Genomic DNA, 17,908 nt, shown 5'->3' on the forward strand with positions numbered 1-17,908 from the left:
CGCAAGTTGCCGTCATCGGTGCAACGACTGGCTATCGGTTACGCGGCGGATCCGGAGAGATTCGTGTGCGGCGGTGCTACATCAATTGCGCCTGTTGGCGCCGACGCCAATTAGTCAGCCGCTGATTCAGCGCCGCCAAGCTATCCAGTCCTTGCCGGCGCGCCTTACTGAGCAGGATCAGCGCCAGCTCGGCCGTTACGAGCGCGTCGGCGCTGGCATGGTGACGCTGCAGCACTTGCAGGCCGAAACGACTGCACCAGTCATCCAGCCCGTTCTGTCGCGGTCGATTGTCGTGACACAGCATCGGCGCGAGTTCGGCCACGTCGAGAAACGGATGACGCAATTTGTGGCCGAGCGTCTGCTTGAGCGCGCGAGCCAGCATGCGCTGATCGAAACCGGCATGAAACGCCAGAATCGGGCTGTCAGCGACGAACTCCATGAAATCCAGCAACGCTTCGGCGGGATCTTCGCCGGCTTCCAACTCGCTCGGCGCGATGCCGTGGATAAGTACGCTCTCGCTGATTTTCTGAGCCGGTCGCAGCAACGTCGACTCGAACTGCTGGCCCAGGTCGATACCGCCGTTCTCGATGACAACCGCGCCAATGGACAGAACGATGTCGCGGCGCATATCCAGCCCGCTGGTTTCCAGGTCCAGCACCACCAGACGCGTTTCACTGAGTGCGCAGGTAGCGGGCGTCGCCGGCACGGGTAGCCGGTCGCGTCGCTGCAGCTGTTCAAGGTCCAATACCGGACCACGCATGTTGAACCAAGGCATGTTCATAACTGATAACGCAGGGTCAGGCTGCTCTGCAGGCGCTGGGCCTGACGGAAGGACTCGCGCAGGATACGACGGTCCAGGTGGTTCAGGGTGTCAGGGTCGAGCCGGTTGGAATATGGCCGCCCCTCGCGTGCCTGCTGCTGGTGTTGCTGCATGCGCGTCTGCTGGATGAAATGGTAGGCCTCTTCGTAAGCTGCGCCGTCTTTTTCGTCGATGACCTGCTTTTCCACCAGCTGCCGCAGCCGGTCGAGCGTGTTGGTGCTGGAGATACCATTGGCCAACGCCAGCAGCCGGGCACCATCGACGAAGGGCGTCAGGCCCTGCACCTTGAGATCCAGCGTCGCCTTGCCGTCGCCTTTGCGGGTCATGACGAAGTCACGGAACCGGCCTACTGGTGGTCGGTGACGCAACGCATTTTCGGCCATCATCCGCTGAAACAGCCGATTTTCTGCAATCTCGTCGAGCAGGTCGCTGCGCAGCCGCTCACAGCCATCGCTGGAGCCGCAGACCGCTCTCAGGTCGAAGAAGATGGTACTGCCGAGCAGGTTCTCTGGCGTCGACTCTCGAATGAACGAGCTGAAGCGCCGACGCCACTCCTGTCGCGACAAACACAGCTGCGGGTTGCCAGCCATGATGTTGCCCTTGCACAGGGTAAAGCCGCAGGTGCCGAGGTCCTGGTTGATGCGCTCGGCGAGCGGCAGCAGTCGTCCACGGATATGTGCGGCTTCAGCCGCGTCCTCGGCTTCGAAAAGAATGCCGTTGTCCTGGTCGGTATGCAGCGTCTGCTCGCGCCGGCCCTCGCTGCCGAAACACAGCCAAGTAAAGGGGACGCCTGGATTGCCCAGCGCGTCGATGGCCAGCTCGATCACCCGGCAGACCGAGTGATCGTTGAGCAGCGTGATGATGCGGGTGATCTGGGTGGACGAGGCGCCGTGCGCCAGCATGTTGTCCACCAATTGCTGAATACGGCTGCGAATGATCACCAGCGTCTCGACGCTATCGGCATGAGAAATGGCCTGCGCCAGATGAACAAGATCGACGCGCTGCAGCGAGAACAGATCGCGCTCGGAAATGACGCCGCGCAGCAAGCCGTTCTCCACCACACAGATATGGCCGATGTGCCGCTCGGTCATGGCAATCGCAGCGTCGAATGCAGATGCGTCCGGCGGCAGATGGAACGGGTCATGCGTCATGAACTGGGCGATCGGCATCGACAGATCGATCGTGCCGGTACCGATAACGCGGCGCAGATCGCGTAGCGTAAAGATGCCCTGGGGGTGGAGGTCCGCGTCGGTCACCACGATGCTGCCGACATTGTGTTCATGCATCAGGGCGACCGCTTCATTCAGCGGCATCGAGGGCAGGCAGGAAACGGGATGATGCAAGGCCAGCTCACCGATTCCGGTTTCCAGCGAATATTGAGATCCGAGATTTTCCACCGCACGCATCTGCGCCTGCTGGTTGACCAGATCCAGCAAGCTACTCACGCCGCGCATGGCGAAGTCGCGAAACGCGGCGGATTTGGACACCAGCTTGATGAAGGCCGGCTTGTTCAGCAGAAAACAGAAAGTGTCCTCGGCGGCGAAATGACCGGTGCGGGTTGCGCGCTCACCCATCAGCGCGGCCATCGGGAAGCATTCGCCGAGGATCACTTCGAAGGTGGTTTCGGTGCCGCGCTTGCTGGAATGCGGTCGCTGGCCGTGAACGCGACCCTGCTTGACGATATAGAAGTGCTCGACGATGCCATCATCGGGCGAAATGATGCAGTCGCCTTCACTGTAGAAGCGCAGCTGGCAGTTTTCGACCAGATAGGCGAGGTGACCCGGTTCCATCTGATTGAACGGCGGATACTTGCGCAGAAATTCCATGGTCCCGTGAATGTTCTGCAGCACGGCAGTCTTGCCTGCCTCGGCGAAGGCATCGGCTTTGCTCATGGTTCGCTTCCATTTTTCAAGCGGCCAATGGTGGGCTGTGCGTCCGGAAGGGCACATTGGACGTAAGTCTAGTCGCCGAGGGGAAGCAGCGGGCTGCGGGCGTCGGCTGATTCGATGAGGGTGTTGCTGGTTTTCTCATGCAAAAAGAAACCGCCCAGAAGGCGGTTTCTTTGGTGCGGGCTTGCGAGTTACAGGCCGTTCTTGGCCTTGAACTCGCGGCGACGACGGTGCAGGACTGGCTCGGTGTAGCCGTTGGGCTGCTTGGTGCCTTCGAGGACCAGCTCCAGTGCGGCCTGGAAGGCCACGCTGTCATCGAAGTTTGGTGCCATCGGGCGGTACAGCGGGTCGCCCTCGTTCTGGCGGTCGACCACCGGCGCCATGCGCTTGAGGCTTTCGACGACCTGTTCCTGGGTGACCACGCCGTGGCGCATCCAGTTGGCCACGTGCTGGCTGGAGATACGCAGGGTGGCGCGGTCTTCCATCAGCGCGACGTCATTGATGTCCGGCACCTTGGAACAACCGACGCCCTGCTCGACCCAGCGCACCATGTAGCCGAGGATGCCTTGCGAGTTGTTGTCCAGCTCGTTGCGCTTTTCCTCGTCGCTCCAGTTGGTGTCCTTGGCCAGCGGGATGGTCAGGATGTCGTCTACCGAGGCCTTGCTGCGCTTGGCCAGTTCGGCCTGACGGGCGAACACGTCGACCTTATGGTAGTGCATGGCGTGCAGGGTGGCGGCGGTCGGCGAAGGGACCCAGGCAGTGTTGGCGCCGGCCATCGGGTGGCCGATCTTCTGCTCCAGCATGCCGGCCATCAGGTCGGGCATGGCCCACATGCCCTTGCCGATCTGCGCTTTGCCCTGCAGGCCGCAGGCCAGACCGACGTCGACGTTGTTGTCCTCGTAGGAGCTGATCCACTTCTCACCTTTCATGGCGGCCTTGCGCACCACCGGGCCGGCTTCCATGGAGGTGTGGATTTCGTCGCCGGTGCGGTCGAGGAAGCCGGTGTTGATGAACACCACGCGCTCGCGCGCTTCCTTGATGCAGGCCTTGAGGTTGATGGAGGTGCGACGCTCCTCGTCCATGATGCCGACCTTCAGGGTATTGCGCGGCAGCTTGAGCACATCCTCGACGCGGCCGAACAGTTCGGTGGCGAAGGCCACTTCTTCCGGGCCGTGCATCTTCGGCTTGACGATGTAAACCGAGCCGGTGCGGGTATTCTTGCGGGTCGTGTTGTCCTTGAGGTTATGCATGGCGGCGAGGCTGGTGAACAGGCCGTCCATGATGCCTTCCGGCACTTCGTTACCTTCCTTGTCGAGGATGGCATCGTTGGTCATCAGGTGACCGACGTTACGGATGAACAGCAGCGAACGGCCATGCAGGGTTAGCTCGCCGCTGCCATCGGCCTTGCTGTACACACGGTCGGGGTTCATCGCGCGGGTGATGCGCTTGCCGCCCTTTTCCAGGTTCTCGACCAGGTCGCCCTTCATCAGGCCGAGCCAGTTGCGGTAGACGATGGTCTTGTCGTCGGCGTCGACGGCAGCGATGGAGTCTTCGCAGTCCATGATGGTGGTCAGCGCCGACTCCATCAGGATGTCTTTCACGCCGGCGGCGTCGGTCTGGCCGATGGGGCTGGCCGGGTCAATCTGGATTTCGAAATGGATGCCGTTGTGCTTGAGCAGTACGGCAATCGGTGCGCTCGCGTCGCCCTGGAAGCCGAGCAGCTGCTGCGGGTCTTTCAGGCCGGTGGTGCTGCCGTCTTTCAGCGATACGACCAGCTTGCCGCCTTCGATGCGGTAGCCGGTGGAGTCTGCATGCGAGCCGCTTTCCAGTGCTGCGGCTTCATCGAGGAAGGTGCGGGCGTAGGCGATGACCTTGTTGCCGCGAATCTCGTTGTAGCCCGGGCCCTTGGTGGCGCCATCTTCTTCGGAGATGGCGTCGGTGCCGTATAGGGCGTCGTACAGCGAACCCCAGCGGGCGTTGGCTGCGTTCAGCGCGAAGCGTGCGTTCATGATCGGCACCACTAGCTGCGGGCCGGCCATGCGGGTGATTTCTTCGTCGACGTTCTGGGTGGTGGCCTGGAAGTCTTCGGCTTCGGGCAGCAGGTAGCCGATTTCCTGCAGGAAGGTCTTGTACGCGGCGAAGTCGTGAGTCTGACCGGCGCGGGCCTGATGCCAGGCGTCGATTTTCGCCTGCAGTTCGTCACGCTTGGCCAGCAGAGCGCGGTTTTTCGGCGCCAGATCATGGATGACGCTGTCGGCGCCGGCCCAGAAGGCCGCGGCGTCGACGCCAGTACCGGGGATCGCTTCGTTGTTGACGAAGTCATACAGGACTTTGGCGACCTGCAGGCCACCGACTTGAACGCGCTCAGTCATTACTCGCCTCACTTGGTTCTTCAAATCTTCGGACGATTCTTCTTGTAGTCCGGGTCGGCGGATACTACAGGAAGCCGTTCGGAAAAGCAGTTCGTTGCGCTTGGTCAGCCCAGGTCGACGGCTCGGCATTAAGAGATCATTTTGGCCGTGCTAAAGCGGCGAAACCGGCACCTTGTTCTATACCTATGGAACCGGGCTCCACGGGTGCACGACTCACGCTCAGGCGCACTGGGCATTCGCCGGTAGCGCACGAACCAACTGAAGAGGAGCCAGACATGGACCATCTCGTCCTGACAGTCATCGCCGAAGATCAGCCGGGGCTGGTCGAACGTATCGCCAATTGCATCGTCGGGCATGGCGGCAACTGGTTGGAGAGCCGCATGTCGCGCATGGCCGGGCAGTTCGCCGGGATTCTACGGGTTGCGGTGCCGGCCGAAGCGCATGCCGACCTGATCGCCGCGTTGCAGCAGCTGGAGCGTCAAGGCATCCGCGTGGTGTTCGCGCACAGCGGCGAAGAGCCCGAGCGCAGCTGGCGGATGATCCAATTGCAACTGGTGGGCAATGATCGTCCCGGCATCGTTCGCGACATCACCCGACTGCTGGCGGGGCACGGCGTCAACCTGGAAAGCCTGGACACCGATGTGTTGCCCGCGCCGATGACCAACGAATTGCTATTTCATGCCGATGCGCGCCTGGCGGTGCCGACCGAGCTGTCGCTGGAAGCGTTGCAGCAGCACCTGGAAACCCTGGCCGACGATCTGATGGTGGAGCTGAAATTGCAGTCGGCGGACTGACCGCTAACTACACGGGCGCATGCGTCGCCTCAGGCTTCAACGCTCCTGCGCATCAGCCGCCAGGCGTCATAGCTGTACACCGCCAGCCCGGCCCAGATGCAGATGAACGCCACTTGGCGGTCGGCAGGGAAGGGCTCGTTGAACACCCACACCGCGAGGATCAGCAACAGTGTCGGAGTGATGTACTGCAAAAATCCAAGGGTCGAATAGGGCAGATGACGTGCCGCGGCATTGAAGCACAACAGCGGCAGCAGGGTGACCGGGCCGGCGGCTATCAGCCACAGTGCCTGGGGTTCGGTCCAGAACGACCATTCGGTGGTCGGCCCGCTGCCAAAGAAAAACAGCCAGATCAGGGCGACCGGCAGTAGCAGCCAGGTTTCCACCACCAGACCAGGCAGCGCCGCCACCGGCGCCTGCTTGCGCAACAGGCCGTAGCTGCCAAAGCTTAGCGCCAGCACCATCGCGACCACAGGAAAGTCGCCGAGCGTGACCAGCTGCAGCAGCACGCCGGTCGCCGCCATGGCGACCGCAAGCCACTGCAGCGGACGCAGTCGTTCACGCAGCACGATCAAGCCGAGCAGCACATTGACCAGTGGATTGATGTAGTAGCCCAGGCTCGCCTCGAGCATGTGATCGTTGTTGACCGCCCAGACGTAGATCAGCCAGTTGGTCGCGATCAAGACACTGGAAATCATCAGCACGCCGATTCGGCGCGGATGCGCCAGCAGCTCCTGCCACCAGCCCGGATGGCGCCAGAGCATGAGCACCAGCGTGCCGAACACCGCCGACCAGATGGCGCGCTGGGTAACGATCTCGAGCGCCGCGTACTGCTCGATGGATTTGAAGTAGAGCGGGAACATGCCCCAGATGCAGAAGGTCGTCAGACCCAGCAAATACCCTTTACGCAGATCGGCGGTGGCCATGGTGGTCCTGTAACGGAGCAACGGAGAGCCGGACATTTTGCGCCTGCGGCAGGCCCTTTGTCTGCCGCTGCGATGGTTCGCGCCGTTGAAGCAATTGGCAAACACACAGGTTGAACGCAGCCGACCGCAGCCCGTCTCACCTGAACGACTCAGGGGCGTCGTTGCGCTCCGATAGCCACATGAGGTCTGCGATGAATTTGCACGACAAGGTTGCATTGGTTACCGGTGGCTCGCAGGGCATCGGTCGCGGTATCGCCGTACGCCTGGCGGAGGCGGGGGCCGATCTGGTCATCAACGGACGGCACGATGACGACGACGTTCGGGAGACCCTCGAACAGATCCGCGCGCAAGGCCGGCGTGCCTGCTTCATCTCTGCCGATGTCGGCGTGGTCGCCGAATGTCAGCGGTTGGTCGAGCAAGCGGTCGAGCAGATGGGCCGCCTGGATATCCTGGTCAATAATGCCGGGGTGCAGAAGCATGCCGCCTTTCTCGATGCCAGCGAGGCCGATTACGACCAGGTACTGAATGTCAATCTGCGCGGGCCGTTCTTTACTGCTCAGGCGTTTGCGCGATACCTGCGCGACGCAGGGCGGGGCGGGCGCATCATCAACAACAGCTCGGTTCACGAGGAGTTGCCATTCCCCAACTTCACCAGTTATTGCGCCAGCAAGGGCGGTTTGAAAATGCTCATGCGCAACCTGGCGATCGAACTGGCGCCGTTGGGTATCACTGTCAATAACGTCGCGCCGGGCGCGATCGAGACGCCGATCAACCGCTCGCTGATGAACCAGCCGGAAAAACTCGCCGGCCTGCTGTGCAACATCCCTGCAGGCCGCCTTGGCCAACCGCGCGACGTGGCGGGCGCGGTGGCTTTCCTTGCCTCCGACGAGGCCGATTACATCACTGGCACCACGCTGGTGATAGACGGCGGACTGCTATGGAATTACAGCGAGCAATGACTGATATCGATCACAAAGGCCCCTTCGATTACGACACGCATGCGGTCTCCGCCGCCGATACCCTGACCCCGGCGGATCGTTATCAGGAACTCTTCCTGGCGGTGCAGACGCAGCGCGTGTTCCCCGACAGCAAGACCTTTGTCGACTGCGCGCCGCGCCAGCATCCCGAGCGCATTCTTGAGGCCTATCGCGCACGCTCCGGCGCCCCCGATTTCAATCTGCGCGCCTTTGTGCACGAGCACTTCAGCGTGTTCGAATTGTCGGCGAGCGAGTTCGTCGCCAACCCCAACGACAGCCTGAGCGAGCACATCGATCGGCTCTGGCCTGTTCTGACCCGGCATCCACGCCAGCACCCGGAATTCTCGTCACTGCTGCCGCTGCCGCACGACTACGTGGTGCCGGGCGGGCGCTTCACCGAGCTGTATTACTGGGATTCCTACTTCACCATGCTCGGCCTGGACGAGAGTGGGCATTGCGAGCTGCTGCGTTCGATGGCGGACAACTTCGCCTACCTGATCGACACGTACGGCCACGTGCCCAATGGCAATCGCTCCTATTACCTGAGCCGTTCGCAGCCGCCGGTGTTCGCGCTGATGATCGATCTGTTCGAAGACACCGGCGTGCATCGCGCCAGCGATTACCTGCCACAGCTGCGCAAGGAATATGCCTTTTGGACCGAGGGTGGCGAACATCTGCGCCCCGGTGAGGCGCATCGGCGCTGCGTCTGCCTGGCCGATGGCAGCGTACTCAACCGTTACTGGGATGACCGCGATACGCCACGCGAGGAGTCCTACCTCGAAGACGTCGAGACCGCGCGCTCATCGAGCCGGCCGGCGCATGAGGTCTATCGTGACCTGCGTGCGGGCGCCGAATCGGGCTGGGATTTCAGTTCGCGCTGGCTGGGCGACCCGCAGCGGTTATCGAGCATTCGCACCACCAACATCATTCCGGTGGACCTCAACTGTTTTCTCTACAAGCTCGAACGGCAGATAGCCCGCCTGAGTGACATGAAGCAGCACGGCTGCGCCGAGGAATTCCGCCAACGTGCCGAGGCGCGCCTGCAGGCTATCGATCGCTACCTGTGGAACGAGCAGAGCGGCGCCTATTTCGATTACGACTGGACGCTGCAGAAACCGCGCGACAACCTCACAGCCGCGACGTTGACGCCGCTGTTCGTGCAACTGGCCAGCGCCGAACAGGCGGCGCGCGTTGCCGACATCGTGCGCGAACGGCTGCTCGCGCCGGGCGGGCTGTCAACGACCGAGATTAGCGACAGCGGCGAGCAATGGGACCGCCCCAACGGCTGGGCGCCATTGCAGTGGATGGGGATTCGCGGGCTGCAGGCCTACGGCCACGAGGCGCTGGCACTGCAGATCGAAGAGCGCTGGCTGAGCATTGTCTCGCACCTCTTCGAACGGGAAAGCAAACTGGTGGAAAAGTATGTGCTGCGGCCTTGCGTCGAACATGCGACCGGTGGGGAATATCCTCTGCAGGACGGTTTCGGCTGGACCAATGGCGTGACCCGCAAGCTGATGCAAGAAGACCCGACCCACGAAGTCCATCGTTGTCGGGCGGGGCAGTGCCGGCCGGAGTGGGCCAGTTCGGCGGGAGATACAGGCTGAAGACTAAAGCGGCGACCTAGTTCGCCGTGAGGTTCGGTGCGGGCTCAGGCTCGGCCTCGACGCTCTGATTCTGTTAGTAGGCTGGCGTCTACATTGGTCGCGAGGGCGCGCCGCCAACAAAAACGGTGCGGTGGGTTTTGTTTTGTAGCCGACCTGAATGTCAGGGCGCCCGTCGATAGGGATTAGCCAGCGCCCCCGACAGATCCAGCGTCCCCTTCTCGACGAACCGCTGCGTACCGAAAAGCCCACCGGCGAGCTTGCCGCGCAGCACGTAGGGCACCTCCTCCATGCCGATGTCCTCGGCCAGCCCCAGCGCTTGTCGCGCGGCGGAGAACGCCGAAATGGTCACCGGAACGGTCAGTACGGTTTCGCCGAAGCGTGGCACGCTGCCGCGCTCATCGCTGACACCGCTGGCCAGGCGTCGACCGTTGATTTCCAGATCGAGCGCCACGCCGTTGTACTCCAGCGCCATGTCGTTGGGGTTCTGCACGCGAAGCTTGACCGCCATGCGCAGCTCCAAGCCTTCGCCGGTCAGCGGCTGGATACCGGCGACTTGCACGTTGAGCGGGTCGCGCTGGGTGAACATCGCACAGCTGACCAGGCTCAACGCTAGCAGAATGACCGACAGCAGACGTGCAACAGATACAGCTGGGCGCATGCGCATAAATGCTCTACTCGGGTTTCTTGGTGAGGTTGCCCAAGCCCTGTAACAGCTCCATGGGCAGCGGGAAGACGATGGTCGAGTTCTTGTCGCCAGCGATGTTGCTCAGCGTCTGCATGTAACGCAGCTGCATCGCGCCGGACTGACGACCGAGCATCTCGGCGGCCTGCATCAGTTTCTCCGACGCCTGCAACTCGCCCTCAGCATGAATGACCTTGGCCCGCCGCTCGCGTTCCGCTTCGGCCTGACGGGCGATGGCGCGGATCATCGATTCGTCCAGATCCACGTGCTTGATCTCGACGTTGGCCACCTTGATGCCCCAGGCGTCGGTCTGCGCATCGAGCACTTGCTGGATGTCGTTGTTGAGTTGTTCGCGCTCGGCCAGCATGTCGTCCAGATCGTGCTTGCCGAGCACGGCGCGCAGGGTGGTCTGGGCCAGCTGGCTGGTTGCCGAATGGTAATCCTCTACCTGAATGATGGCCTTTTCGGCATCCAGCACGCGGTAGTAAACCACCGCATTGACCTTGACCGAGACGTTATCGCGAGAGATCACGTCCTGCGTCGGCACGTCCAGCACCAGGGTGCGCAGATCGACCCGCACCATTTGCTGAATGCCGGGAATGACCATGATCAGCCCCGGCCCCTTGACCTTCCAGAAGCGCCCTAGCTGGAACACCACGCCACGCTCGTATTCGCGCAAGATGCGGAAGGTCGATGCGAGCAGCGCGAAAAACAGCACCAGCACCGCGATGAAGCTCATTTCAAAACCCATGGTTCACCTCTCCTCGATTGGCGGCGCGTCGGCCGCGGTGACGTCCAGTTGCAGCCCGTGTCTCGCCACGACACGGACTTGTTGACCCAGATGCAAGGGAGCCGCGCTGCGGACCTGCCAATGCTCGCCCTGCAGCAGCACCCAGCCGCAAGCCGGGTCGGCCGCCTGAACGCGGCTGATCGGCGCCAGGCTACCGATCAGCTCGGCATCACCGCTGACCACGCGCTGCCGGCGCGCCTTGAGCGCCATGCTGACGATGGCGAACACCAGCAGCGCGCTGACCACCGCCAGGGTGCCGATCAAGGTCAGGGGAATACCGTAGCCCGGCACCTCGGTATCGATCAGGATTACCGAGCCGGTGACGAATGCGGCGACACCGCCCAGGCCGAGCACGCCGAAACTGGGCGCGAACGCCTCGGCGATCATGAAGCCCAGGCCCAGCAGAATCAGCGCTACCCCGGCGTAGTTCACCGGCAGCAGCTGCAAGGAATACAACGCCAGCAGCAGGCAGATGCCGCCGATCACGCCACCGCCGGTCGTGCCCGGATTGGAGAATTCGAATATCAATCCGTAGATGCCGATCATCATCAGGATCAGCGCCACGCTGGGGTTGGTGATCACGGCCAGCAAGCGCACCCGCCAGTCCGGTTCGTAGTGATCGAGCGTTGCGTTGGCGGTCTGTAGCCTTCGCTCGCCAGCGCTGGTCTGGATAGTTTTGCCGTCGAGTTTGCCGAGCAGGTCATCCAGATCGGTGGCAACGTAATCGACCACCTTAAGCTCCAGTGCCTCGCTGGCCGACAGGCTCACCGCCTCGCGCACCGCCTGTTCCGCCCATTCAGCATTGCGCCCGCGCAGCTGCGCCAGGCCACGGATATACGCAGCGGCGTCGTTGACCTGCTTGCGGCTCATGGCATCGCCGGCATCGGTGGAATCAGGCTTTTCGGCGTCTGGCGGCTGCTCGGGTGGGCTGCCTGGCGAGCCATCGATCTGCACCGGCGTGGCGGCGCCGAGGTTGGTGCCCGGGGCCATCGCGGCGATATGGCTGGCGTAGAGCATATAGGTGCCGGCGCTGGCCGCGCGCGAGCCGCTGGGCGTGACATAGGTGGCGATCGGGACGGGACTGGCGAGCACTTCCTTGATGATGGCGCGCATCGAGCTGTCCAGCCCGCCGGGTGTGTCCAGCTCCAGCACCAACAGCTGCGCATTGGTTTGCGCGGCGCGCTGTATGCCGCTGGTGATGTAGTCGGCGCTGGCCGGACCGATCACGCCGTCGACCCGCAGCACCGTCACCGGAGCCGCAGCCAGCGTCGTCCCGACGATACCCAGCCATATTGTCAGGAGCGTCAGCAGCCAGGCCAATCGATCAATGGGGCGTCGCATCGGTGTGATCCTCCCGAATCGACGATGGCGCGACGAGGTATCGCGGCACTACCAGAGAGGGTAGTCCAGTTGACGCGAGGTTCCCGTCACGACGTCGGATCGTCCGCAAGAGACCGGCGTCTGAACTCTCGGGCGCCATCGGGCCTCACAATTCAACCGAGGCTGATATCCGCGCGGGTTTGCCGCGCCGGCCCGCTCCATGAGGAGTCTTCCATGCGTATTCACCATCTCAACTGCGGCTGCATGTGCCCGGTGGGCGGCAAGCTGTTCGATGGTTTCAGCGATGGGCTGACCGCCAGCCTGGTCTGCCACTGCCTGTTGATCGAGACCGAGCAGCACGGGCTGGTGCTGGTCGACACCGGCTTTGGCAGCTGCGATGTGCTGGAGCCGCGCAAGCGCCTCAGCCAGTTCTTCATCGCCTTCAACAACATCAAGTTCGAGCGTCGCTTCACGGCGCTGGAGCAGGTGCGCCAGCTTGGTTTCAAGCCCGAAGACGTCCGGCACATCCTGCTTACTCATCTGGATTTCGATCACGCCGGTGGCCTCGAGGATTTCCCCGAGGCCCAGGTCCACGTGCTGCAGCGTGAAATGGATGCGGCGCGCTCGACTCACAGCTTCATTGGCCATCGGCGCTACCGTCATCGGCAATGGGACGAGGTGCGCAACTGGCAGTTCTACGAGCCGGGCGGTGATAACTGGTTCGGTTTCCAGGCCGTCAAAGAGCTGCGCGGGCTGCCGCCAGAGCTTTTGCTCATCCCGCTGACCGGCCATACCCACGGCCATGCGGGCGTCGCGCTGCAGACCAATCAGGGCTGGCTGCTGCACGCCGGCGATGCCTATTTCTACCGCGACGAAGTCGGCCAAACCGAGCGTTACTGCACGCCGGGCCTGCGTTTGTACCAGCGCATGATGGAAGTCGACCGTCCGGCGCGCCTGTCCAATCAGCATCGACTCTGGACCTTGTCGCTGGAACACAAGGGCGAGGTGAAGCTGTTCTGCAGCCACGACGCCAAGGAACTGGAACGCATGCGCGCGAGGCAGGGTTAATGTCGCAACATGACGAAGAGCGCTTGGGCGGGCCGGTAGGCGCAATGATGAAGTACGTCCGTTGGATCGGGCTGGTAGCCTGCTCGCTCGCCGGGTTGGGCTACATGCTGGTGGGAAACTTCAACATGGCTGGCTTGATGCTGGCGCTGGCCGTGCTGTCGTGGGTCAACATTCGTCGCAAACGCCGAGACCGATCTGAAGCGTCGCCCACCCAGCACTGACCTTGATTCGCTGATAGATGAAAATGGAGCCAGTTCCAGCCCATTCGCGGGGTTCGACTTTCTGCGTATGGAGTGCCTGCGCCGCTTCTGTAATAGTTAGCAGGCTAAGCGAAGCCGTTTGGCAATGCGTACCGCCCACAAGGTGATGCGTATCGCAACGATTGGCCAACCACGCCGCCTGTTGCGTTTCTTCCCTATCGGTGCCTGTAGGCGCCCCCTGCGGCTTAAACGGCCGCAACCGATTCTGACAACCGCTGTCCATCGACGGCGGTTGTCGCTCCTTCCGCGTTGCTGCTGCGCTTGTGCGCCGTAGACCGAAGGAACCCCCAAGGCGTGATCAGGGTCGACTCAAGTGAGCTTTTCAGCCTGCACAGACCCGAGGGGACACACATGGACCTGATCCGAATCATCATCGCGATACTTCTGCCTCCATTGGGGGTGTTTCTACAAGTCGGCTTCGGTGGAGCCTTTTGGCTGAATATCCTGCTGACGCTACTGGGCTACATTCCAGGCATCATCCACGCGGTCTGGATTATCGCGCGGCGCTGATAGCGTTGCGGTAGAACAGTTCGGCTCAGCTTGTCGCAGGCGCCGGACGCTTTGTCCTCAAGGGCGCGTCTCCCGCATCGCCTGCTGTTTCGTCGAACAACCAGCGAGAGCCGGCTCGGGAGTTATTACGGGCCGGATGAATCGTTCTGGCGCGAGTGAAACGAACCCTTGCCCCGCAGGACGGTCTGAACCCGGCCATTCAGCCGGGTTTTTTGTGCTCGCAACCGCAGCGGTGTAAAGTCCCCGGTCGACTTGCTGCGTGAGCCTATCTCGCGCGAATCACCTTTGAACTTGACGGGATGTGGAGCGTTCGCTTGCTAGCGACGCAGCTGCCCGCGCTGCTGTGGGTATCGGTCATCGCGCCAGCACCCGGGAAGGAAACCAAATGGGCGACTCTTTCATCAATCGAGAAAACTTCAGGCGCATCCTCAACCGCAATGTGGCCGTGCCCCTTGGTTTCGGATTTCTCAGCGCATTCTTCTTCAGCGCCATCGTCTATTACCTGTTGAACGTCAGCCATTGGGTCGAGCGCTCGGTTCATGGCGTTGCCTACGCGCACGACATGCTGAAAGTCGCAGGCGATATGGAAGCTTCCATGCGTGGCTATCTCATCGCTGGCGAGGAGATTTTTCTCGAGCCTTACCGAAAAGAGCTGCCCGCATTCGTCGACCTGATGAACCGGCTCGAGGAGTACGCGAGCGATACGCCGGTGCAATTGGGCCGTGTCGAGCGTATGAAACAACTTCATGGGCAGTGGCTCGGATATGCCGAAGAAGCCATTGAGCGTCGTGCACGGAACGAGCCCGTGACCGAGTACGTACGCAGCAAGCGCGGGCTGGACCTGAAGGAGGAGCAGCGTCGGCTGCTCAACGACTTCATTGCCTATGAACGTCAGACTCGCACCGAGCTTACCGACACGTCGGAAGTGGTCACTACGGTTCTGATCGGCGGTTTTCTGCTGTTCAGCCTGGTGTTCAGTGGCCTGCTGGTTTACTTCGGGCGCCGCGACCTGATCAATCTGTCGGACAGCTATGCCAAATCACTGGAGCAACAACAGGCGCATGCCGCGGCGCTGGAGAAGCAGGCCTGGTACCGCACCGGCCAGACCCAACTCAGCGAGTCGATGATCGGTGAGCAGGCGCTGCCGACGCTGGGGCAGAACGTTCTGAGCTTCCTCTCGCGTTACCTCGACGTGGCGGTCGGAGCGCTCTACGTGACGCAGGACGGCAAGCTGCAGCGGGTCGCGGAGTTCGGCTGGGACAAGGACAAGCTGCACGGTGACCGGACGCTGGAAATCGGCGAAGGGCTGGTCGGGCAGACTGCCCTGGAGCGGCGAGCGATGGCGCTCGACAGCGTGCCGCCCGGTTATATGAAGGTCACTTCGGCGTTGGGCAACACCGACGCCAGATCGGTATTGATCGTTCCCGTGGAAGACAGCGGCATGCTCAATGCCGTATTGGAGATCGGCTTTCTGCGGCCCCTGCACGAAGAAGACAGCGAGTTGCTGCGGCGCGTCAGCGAAAGCATCGGTTCGGCCATCGAGGCCGCGCGCTATCGCCAGCGCCTGCAGCGTATGCTGGCCGAGACCCAGCAGCTCAACGAAGAACTGCAGGTGCAGCAGGAAGAACTGCGCGCCGCCAATGAGGAGCTCGAAGAGCAATCCAACGCCCTGCGTGAATCGCAGGCGCACATGGAAGAGCAGCAGGCCGAACTGGAACAGACCAACGAGCAGCTCGCCGAGCATTCCGAAGAGCTGGCGCGTCAGCGCGATGAGATGGATCTGAAGAACAATCGCCTGCATGAAGTGCAGCTGATGCTCGAAGAGCGTGCCGACGAGCTGCAGCGCGCCAGTCGCTACAAGTCGGAATTCCTCGCCAACATGTCGCACGAGCTGCGCACGCCGCTCAACAGCTCACTGATTCTCGCCAAGCTGCTGTCCGATAATCCCGAAGGCAATCTGAGCGACGATCAGGTGCAGTTCGCGCGCTCGATCTATTCGGCAGGCAACGATCTGCTCAACCTGATCAACGACATTCTCGACATCTCCAAAGTCGAAGCCGGCAAGCTCGACGTGCGGCCTGAACTGCTCGTTCTGACACGCATGATCGACGGGCTGAAGAGCCTGTTTCTCGCGCAGGCGCTGGAGAAGTCACTGCAGTTCCAGGTCGAACTGGCCGAAGACTTGCCATCGAGCCTCTACACGGACCGACAGCGACTGGAGCAGATTCTCAAGAACCTGCTGTCGAATGCCTTCAAATTCACCGAGAAGGGCTCGGTGGAGCTGCATGTGATGCGCCATGGCGATGGTCAGGTCGCCTTCGCCGTGCGTGATTCTGGGATCGGCATTCCGGTCGATCAGCAGGATGTGATCTTCGAGGCGTTCCGTCAGGCCGACGGCACCACTAATCGCCGCTATGGCGGCACTGGCCTGGGCCTGTCGATTTCCCGCGAACTCGCCCAATTGCTGGGCGGCACTATCGAGGTGAGCAGCGAGCCGGGCGCCGGCAGCCTGTTCACGCTGATCGTCCCAGAGAACTACAGCGCCCCGGTGGCTGTTCAGGAGCCGGAATTGCCTGCCGCCGCGCCGATCGAAGCGTCTGCCGCATCGGTGTCCATGGCGCTTGTCCAGGCCGTGCCTTCGCCGGCCGCGCCGCTACGCGCGCAGGAGCCGAGCGTGCCGGCTCTGGCCGACGACCGTGACGCCCTTCCATTCGGACGCTCGGTGCTGGTGATCGAAGACGAGCCGCAGTTCGCCTGCATTCTCCGCGACCTCGCGCACGAGCTGAAGTACAGCTGTCTGATCGCGCAGAGCGCCGATCACGGTTTCGACACTGCCGTGCAGTACCGCCCTGATGCCATCTTGCTGGACATGCGACTGCCCGATCATTCCGGTCTGACCGTGCTTGAGCGGCTCAAGGAGAATCCTGTCACGCGGCATATCCCGGTGCATATCGTGTCCGTGGAAGACCGCAAGGAGGCCGCCCTGCAAATGGGCGCCATCGGCTACGCCACTAAACCCACCACCCGCGACGACCTCAAGAAAGTATTCGGCCGGCTGGAAGCGAAGCTGGCGCAGAAGGTCAAGCGCATCCTGCTGGTCGAGGACGACGCCCGCCAGCGTGAAAGCGTGTCGCGGCTGATCGAAGATATCGATGTGGAGATCACGGCGGTGGAGTTCGGCGCGCAGGCTCTCGAACTGCTGCGCTCGACGCTCTACGACTGCATGATCATCGACCTCAAGCTGCCGGACATGGATGGCCATGAACTGCTCGAGCGCATGGCTCACGAGGACATCTGCTCCTTCCCGCCGGTCATCGTCTACACCGGGCGCAACCTGACCCGCGATGAAGAAGCGTCGCTGATGAAATACTCGCGCTCGATCATCATCAAGGGCGCTCGGTCGCCGGAGCGGCTGCTCGACGAAGTCACGCTGTTCCTGCACAAGGTCGAATCGGACATGGCGCCGGAGCGGCAGAAGATGCTGAAAAGCGTGCGCAGCCGCGAGAAGGCCTTCGAGGGACGCAAGATTCTGGTGGTCGACGACGATGTGCGTAACGTCTTCGCACTGACCAGTGCGCTGGAACAGAAGGGCGCGCTGATCGAGATCGCCCGCAACGGTCACGAGGCCATCGCGCAATTGCAGAGTGTGACCGATATCGATCTGGTGCTGATGGACATCATGATGCCGGAGATGGACGGTTTTACCGCGATGCAGGAGATCCGCAAGGATTCGCGCTTCGCCAAGCTGCCGATCATCGCGGTCACCGCTAAAGCCATGAACAACGATCAGGACCGCTGCTTGCGCGCCGGGGCCAACGACTACCTGGCCAAGCCAATCGAGCTTGATCGCCTGTTCTCACTGATTCGTGTATGGCTACCTAAAGTGGAGCTGTTGTGAC

14 protein-coding genes are annotated in these 17,908 nt (G+C 62.1%); 7 read left to right on the top strand and 7 right to left on the bottom strand.

Annotated features, from left to right (window positions below; all coding sequences use genetic code 11):
* Nucleotides 1–76: 76 nt before the first annotated feature.
* The 3 genes from GYM54_RS16170 to GYM54_RS16180 all read right to left on the bottom strand — a co-directional run bounded on the left by GYM54_RS16170 (nt 77) and on the right by GYM54_RS16180 (nt 5,081).
* Complete coding sequence (locus GYM54_RS16170) at nt 77–781, bottom strand: PolC-type DNA polymerase III (protein WP_181099614.1); 705 nt, start codon at nt 779–781, stop codon at nt 77–79.
* Complete coding sequence (locus GYM54_RS16175) at nt 778–2,712, bottom strand: putative nucleotidyltransferase substrate binding domain-containing protein (RefSeq protein ID WP_197444911.1); 1,935 nt, start codon at nt 2,710–2,712, stop codon at nt 778–780. The genes GYM54_RS16170 and GYM54_RS16175 overlap by 4 nt, the downstream gene beginning before the upstream one ends.
* Nucleotides 2,713–2,900: 188 nt before the next feature.
* A complete protein-coding gene (locus tag GYM54_RS16180) occupies nt 2,901–5,081 on the bottom strand; it encodes a malate synthase G (RefSeq protein WP_197444912.1) in 2,181 nt (726 codons plus the stop codon).
* Between the two features lie 275 nt (nt 5,082–5,356).
* On the opposite strand from GYM54_RS16180, the gene GYM54_RS16185 reads away from it, so the two are divergent.
* Nucleotides 5,357–5,875, top strand: a complete 519-nt coding sequence (locus tag GYM54_RS16185) for a glycine cleavage system protein R (RefSeq protein ID WP_131649588.1) — start codon at nt 5,357–5,359, stop codon at nt 5,873–5,875.
* A 29-nt stretch (nt 5,876–5,904) separates the two neighbouring features.
* Here the strand turns inward: GYM54_RS16185 and rarD are convergent, their stop codons facing one another.
* Nucleotides 5,905–6,798: an EamA family transporter RarD gene (gene rarD, locus GYM54_RS16190; RefSeq protein ID WP_181099625.1), complete on the bottom strand. Its 894-nt coding sequence runs from the start codon at nt 6,796–6,798 to the stop codon at nt 5,905–5,907.
* 191 nt (nt 6,799–6,989) lie between these two features.
* Here rarD and GYM54_RS16195 point away from each other — a divergent pair, with 191 nt between their 5' ends.
* Complete coding sequence (locus tag GYM54_RS16195; RefSeq protein WP_181099628.1) at nt 6,990–7,757, top strand: SDR family NAD(P)-dependent oxidoreductase; 768 nt, start codon at nt 6,990–6,992, stop codon at nt 7,755–7,757.
* Nucleotides 7,754–9,379 (top strand): alpha,alpha-trehalase TreF, encoded by a 1,626-nt coding sequence (gene treF, locus GYM54_RS16200; protein ID WP_197444913.1) that lies wholly within the window; start codon nt 7,754–7,756, stop codon nt 9,377–9,379. Before GYM54_RS16195 ends, treF begins: the two co-directional genes overlap by 4 nt.
* 160 nt (nt 9,380–9,539) lie before the next feature.
* Here treF and GYM54_RS16205 read toward each other — a convergent pair whose 3' ends face one another.
* From GYM54_RS16205 to GYM54_RS16215, 3 genes are read right to left on the bottom strand one after another with little or no spacing between them, the layout of a single operon-like run.
* Nucleotides 9,540–10,043 carry an LEA type 2 family protein gene (locus GYM54_RS16205; RefSeq protein ID WP_197444914.1) on the bottom strand — a complete coding sequence of 168 codons (504 nt, stop codon included), beginning with the start codon at nt 10,041–10,043 and terminating at the stop codon, nt 9,540–9,542.
* A gap of 7 nt (nt 10,044–10,050) precedes the next feature.
* Nucleotides 10,051–10,812: a slipin family protein gene (locus GYM54_RS16210; RefSeq protein ID WP_197444915.1), complete on the bottom strand. Its 762-nt coding sequence runs from the start codon at nt 10,810–10,812 to the stop codon at nt 10,051–10,053.
* A gap of 3 nt (nt 10,813–10,815) precedes the next feature.
* Nucleotides 10,816–12,192, bottom strand: a complete 1,377-nt coding sequence (locus tag GYM54_RS16215; protein WP_197444916.1) for a nodulation protein NfeD — start codon at nt 12,190–12,192, stop codon at nt 10,816–10,818.
* Between the two features lie 213 nt (nt 12,193–12,405).
* On the opposite strand from GYM54_RS16215, the gene GYM54_RS16220 reads away from it, so the two are divergent.
* From GYM54_RS16220 to GYM54_RS16235, 4 genes are all read left to right on the top strand, one after another.
* Nucleotides 12,406–13,239, top strand: a complete 834-nt coding sequence (locus tag GYM54_RS16220; RefSeq protein WP_197444917.1) for an MBL fold metallo-hydrolase — start codon at nt 12,406–12,408, stop codon at nt 13,237–13,239.
* Nucleotides 13,239–13,460 (top strand): hypothetical protein, encoded by a 222-nt coding sequence (locus GYM54_RS16225; RefSeq protein WP_197444918.1) that lies wholly within the window; start codon nt 13,239–13,241, stop codon nt 13,458–13,460. Before GYM54_RS16220 ends, GYM54_RS16225 begins: the two co-directional genes overlap by 1 nt.
* 390 nt (nt 13,461–13,850) lie before the next feature.
* Nucleotides 13,851–14,009 (top strand): YqaE/Pmp3 family membrane protein, encoded by a 159-nt coding sequence (locus GYM54_RS16230; RefSeq protein ID WP_131649596.1) that lies wholly within the window; start codon nt 13,851–13,853, stop codon nt 14,007–14,009.
* A gap of 385 nt (nt 14,010–14,394) precedes the next feature.
* Nucleotides 14,395–17,907: a response regulator gene (locus GYM54_RS16235; protein WP_197444919.1), complete on the top strand. Its 3,513-nt coding sequence runs from the start codon at nt 14,395–14,397 to the stop codon at nt 17,905–17,907.
* Nucleotide 17,908 lies beyond the last annotated feature (1 nt).

Source organism: Pseudomonas sp. MTM4 (genome assembly GCF_019355055.1).
Lineage (GTDB): Bacteria > Pseudomonadota > Gammaproteobacteria > Pseudomonadales > Pseudomonadaceae > Stutzerimonas.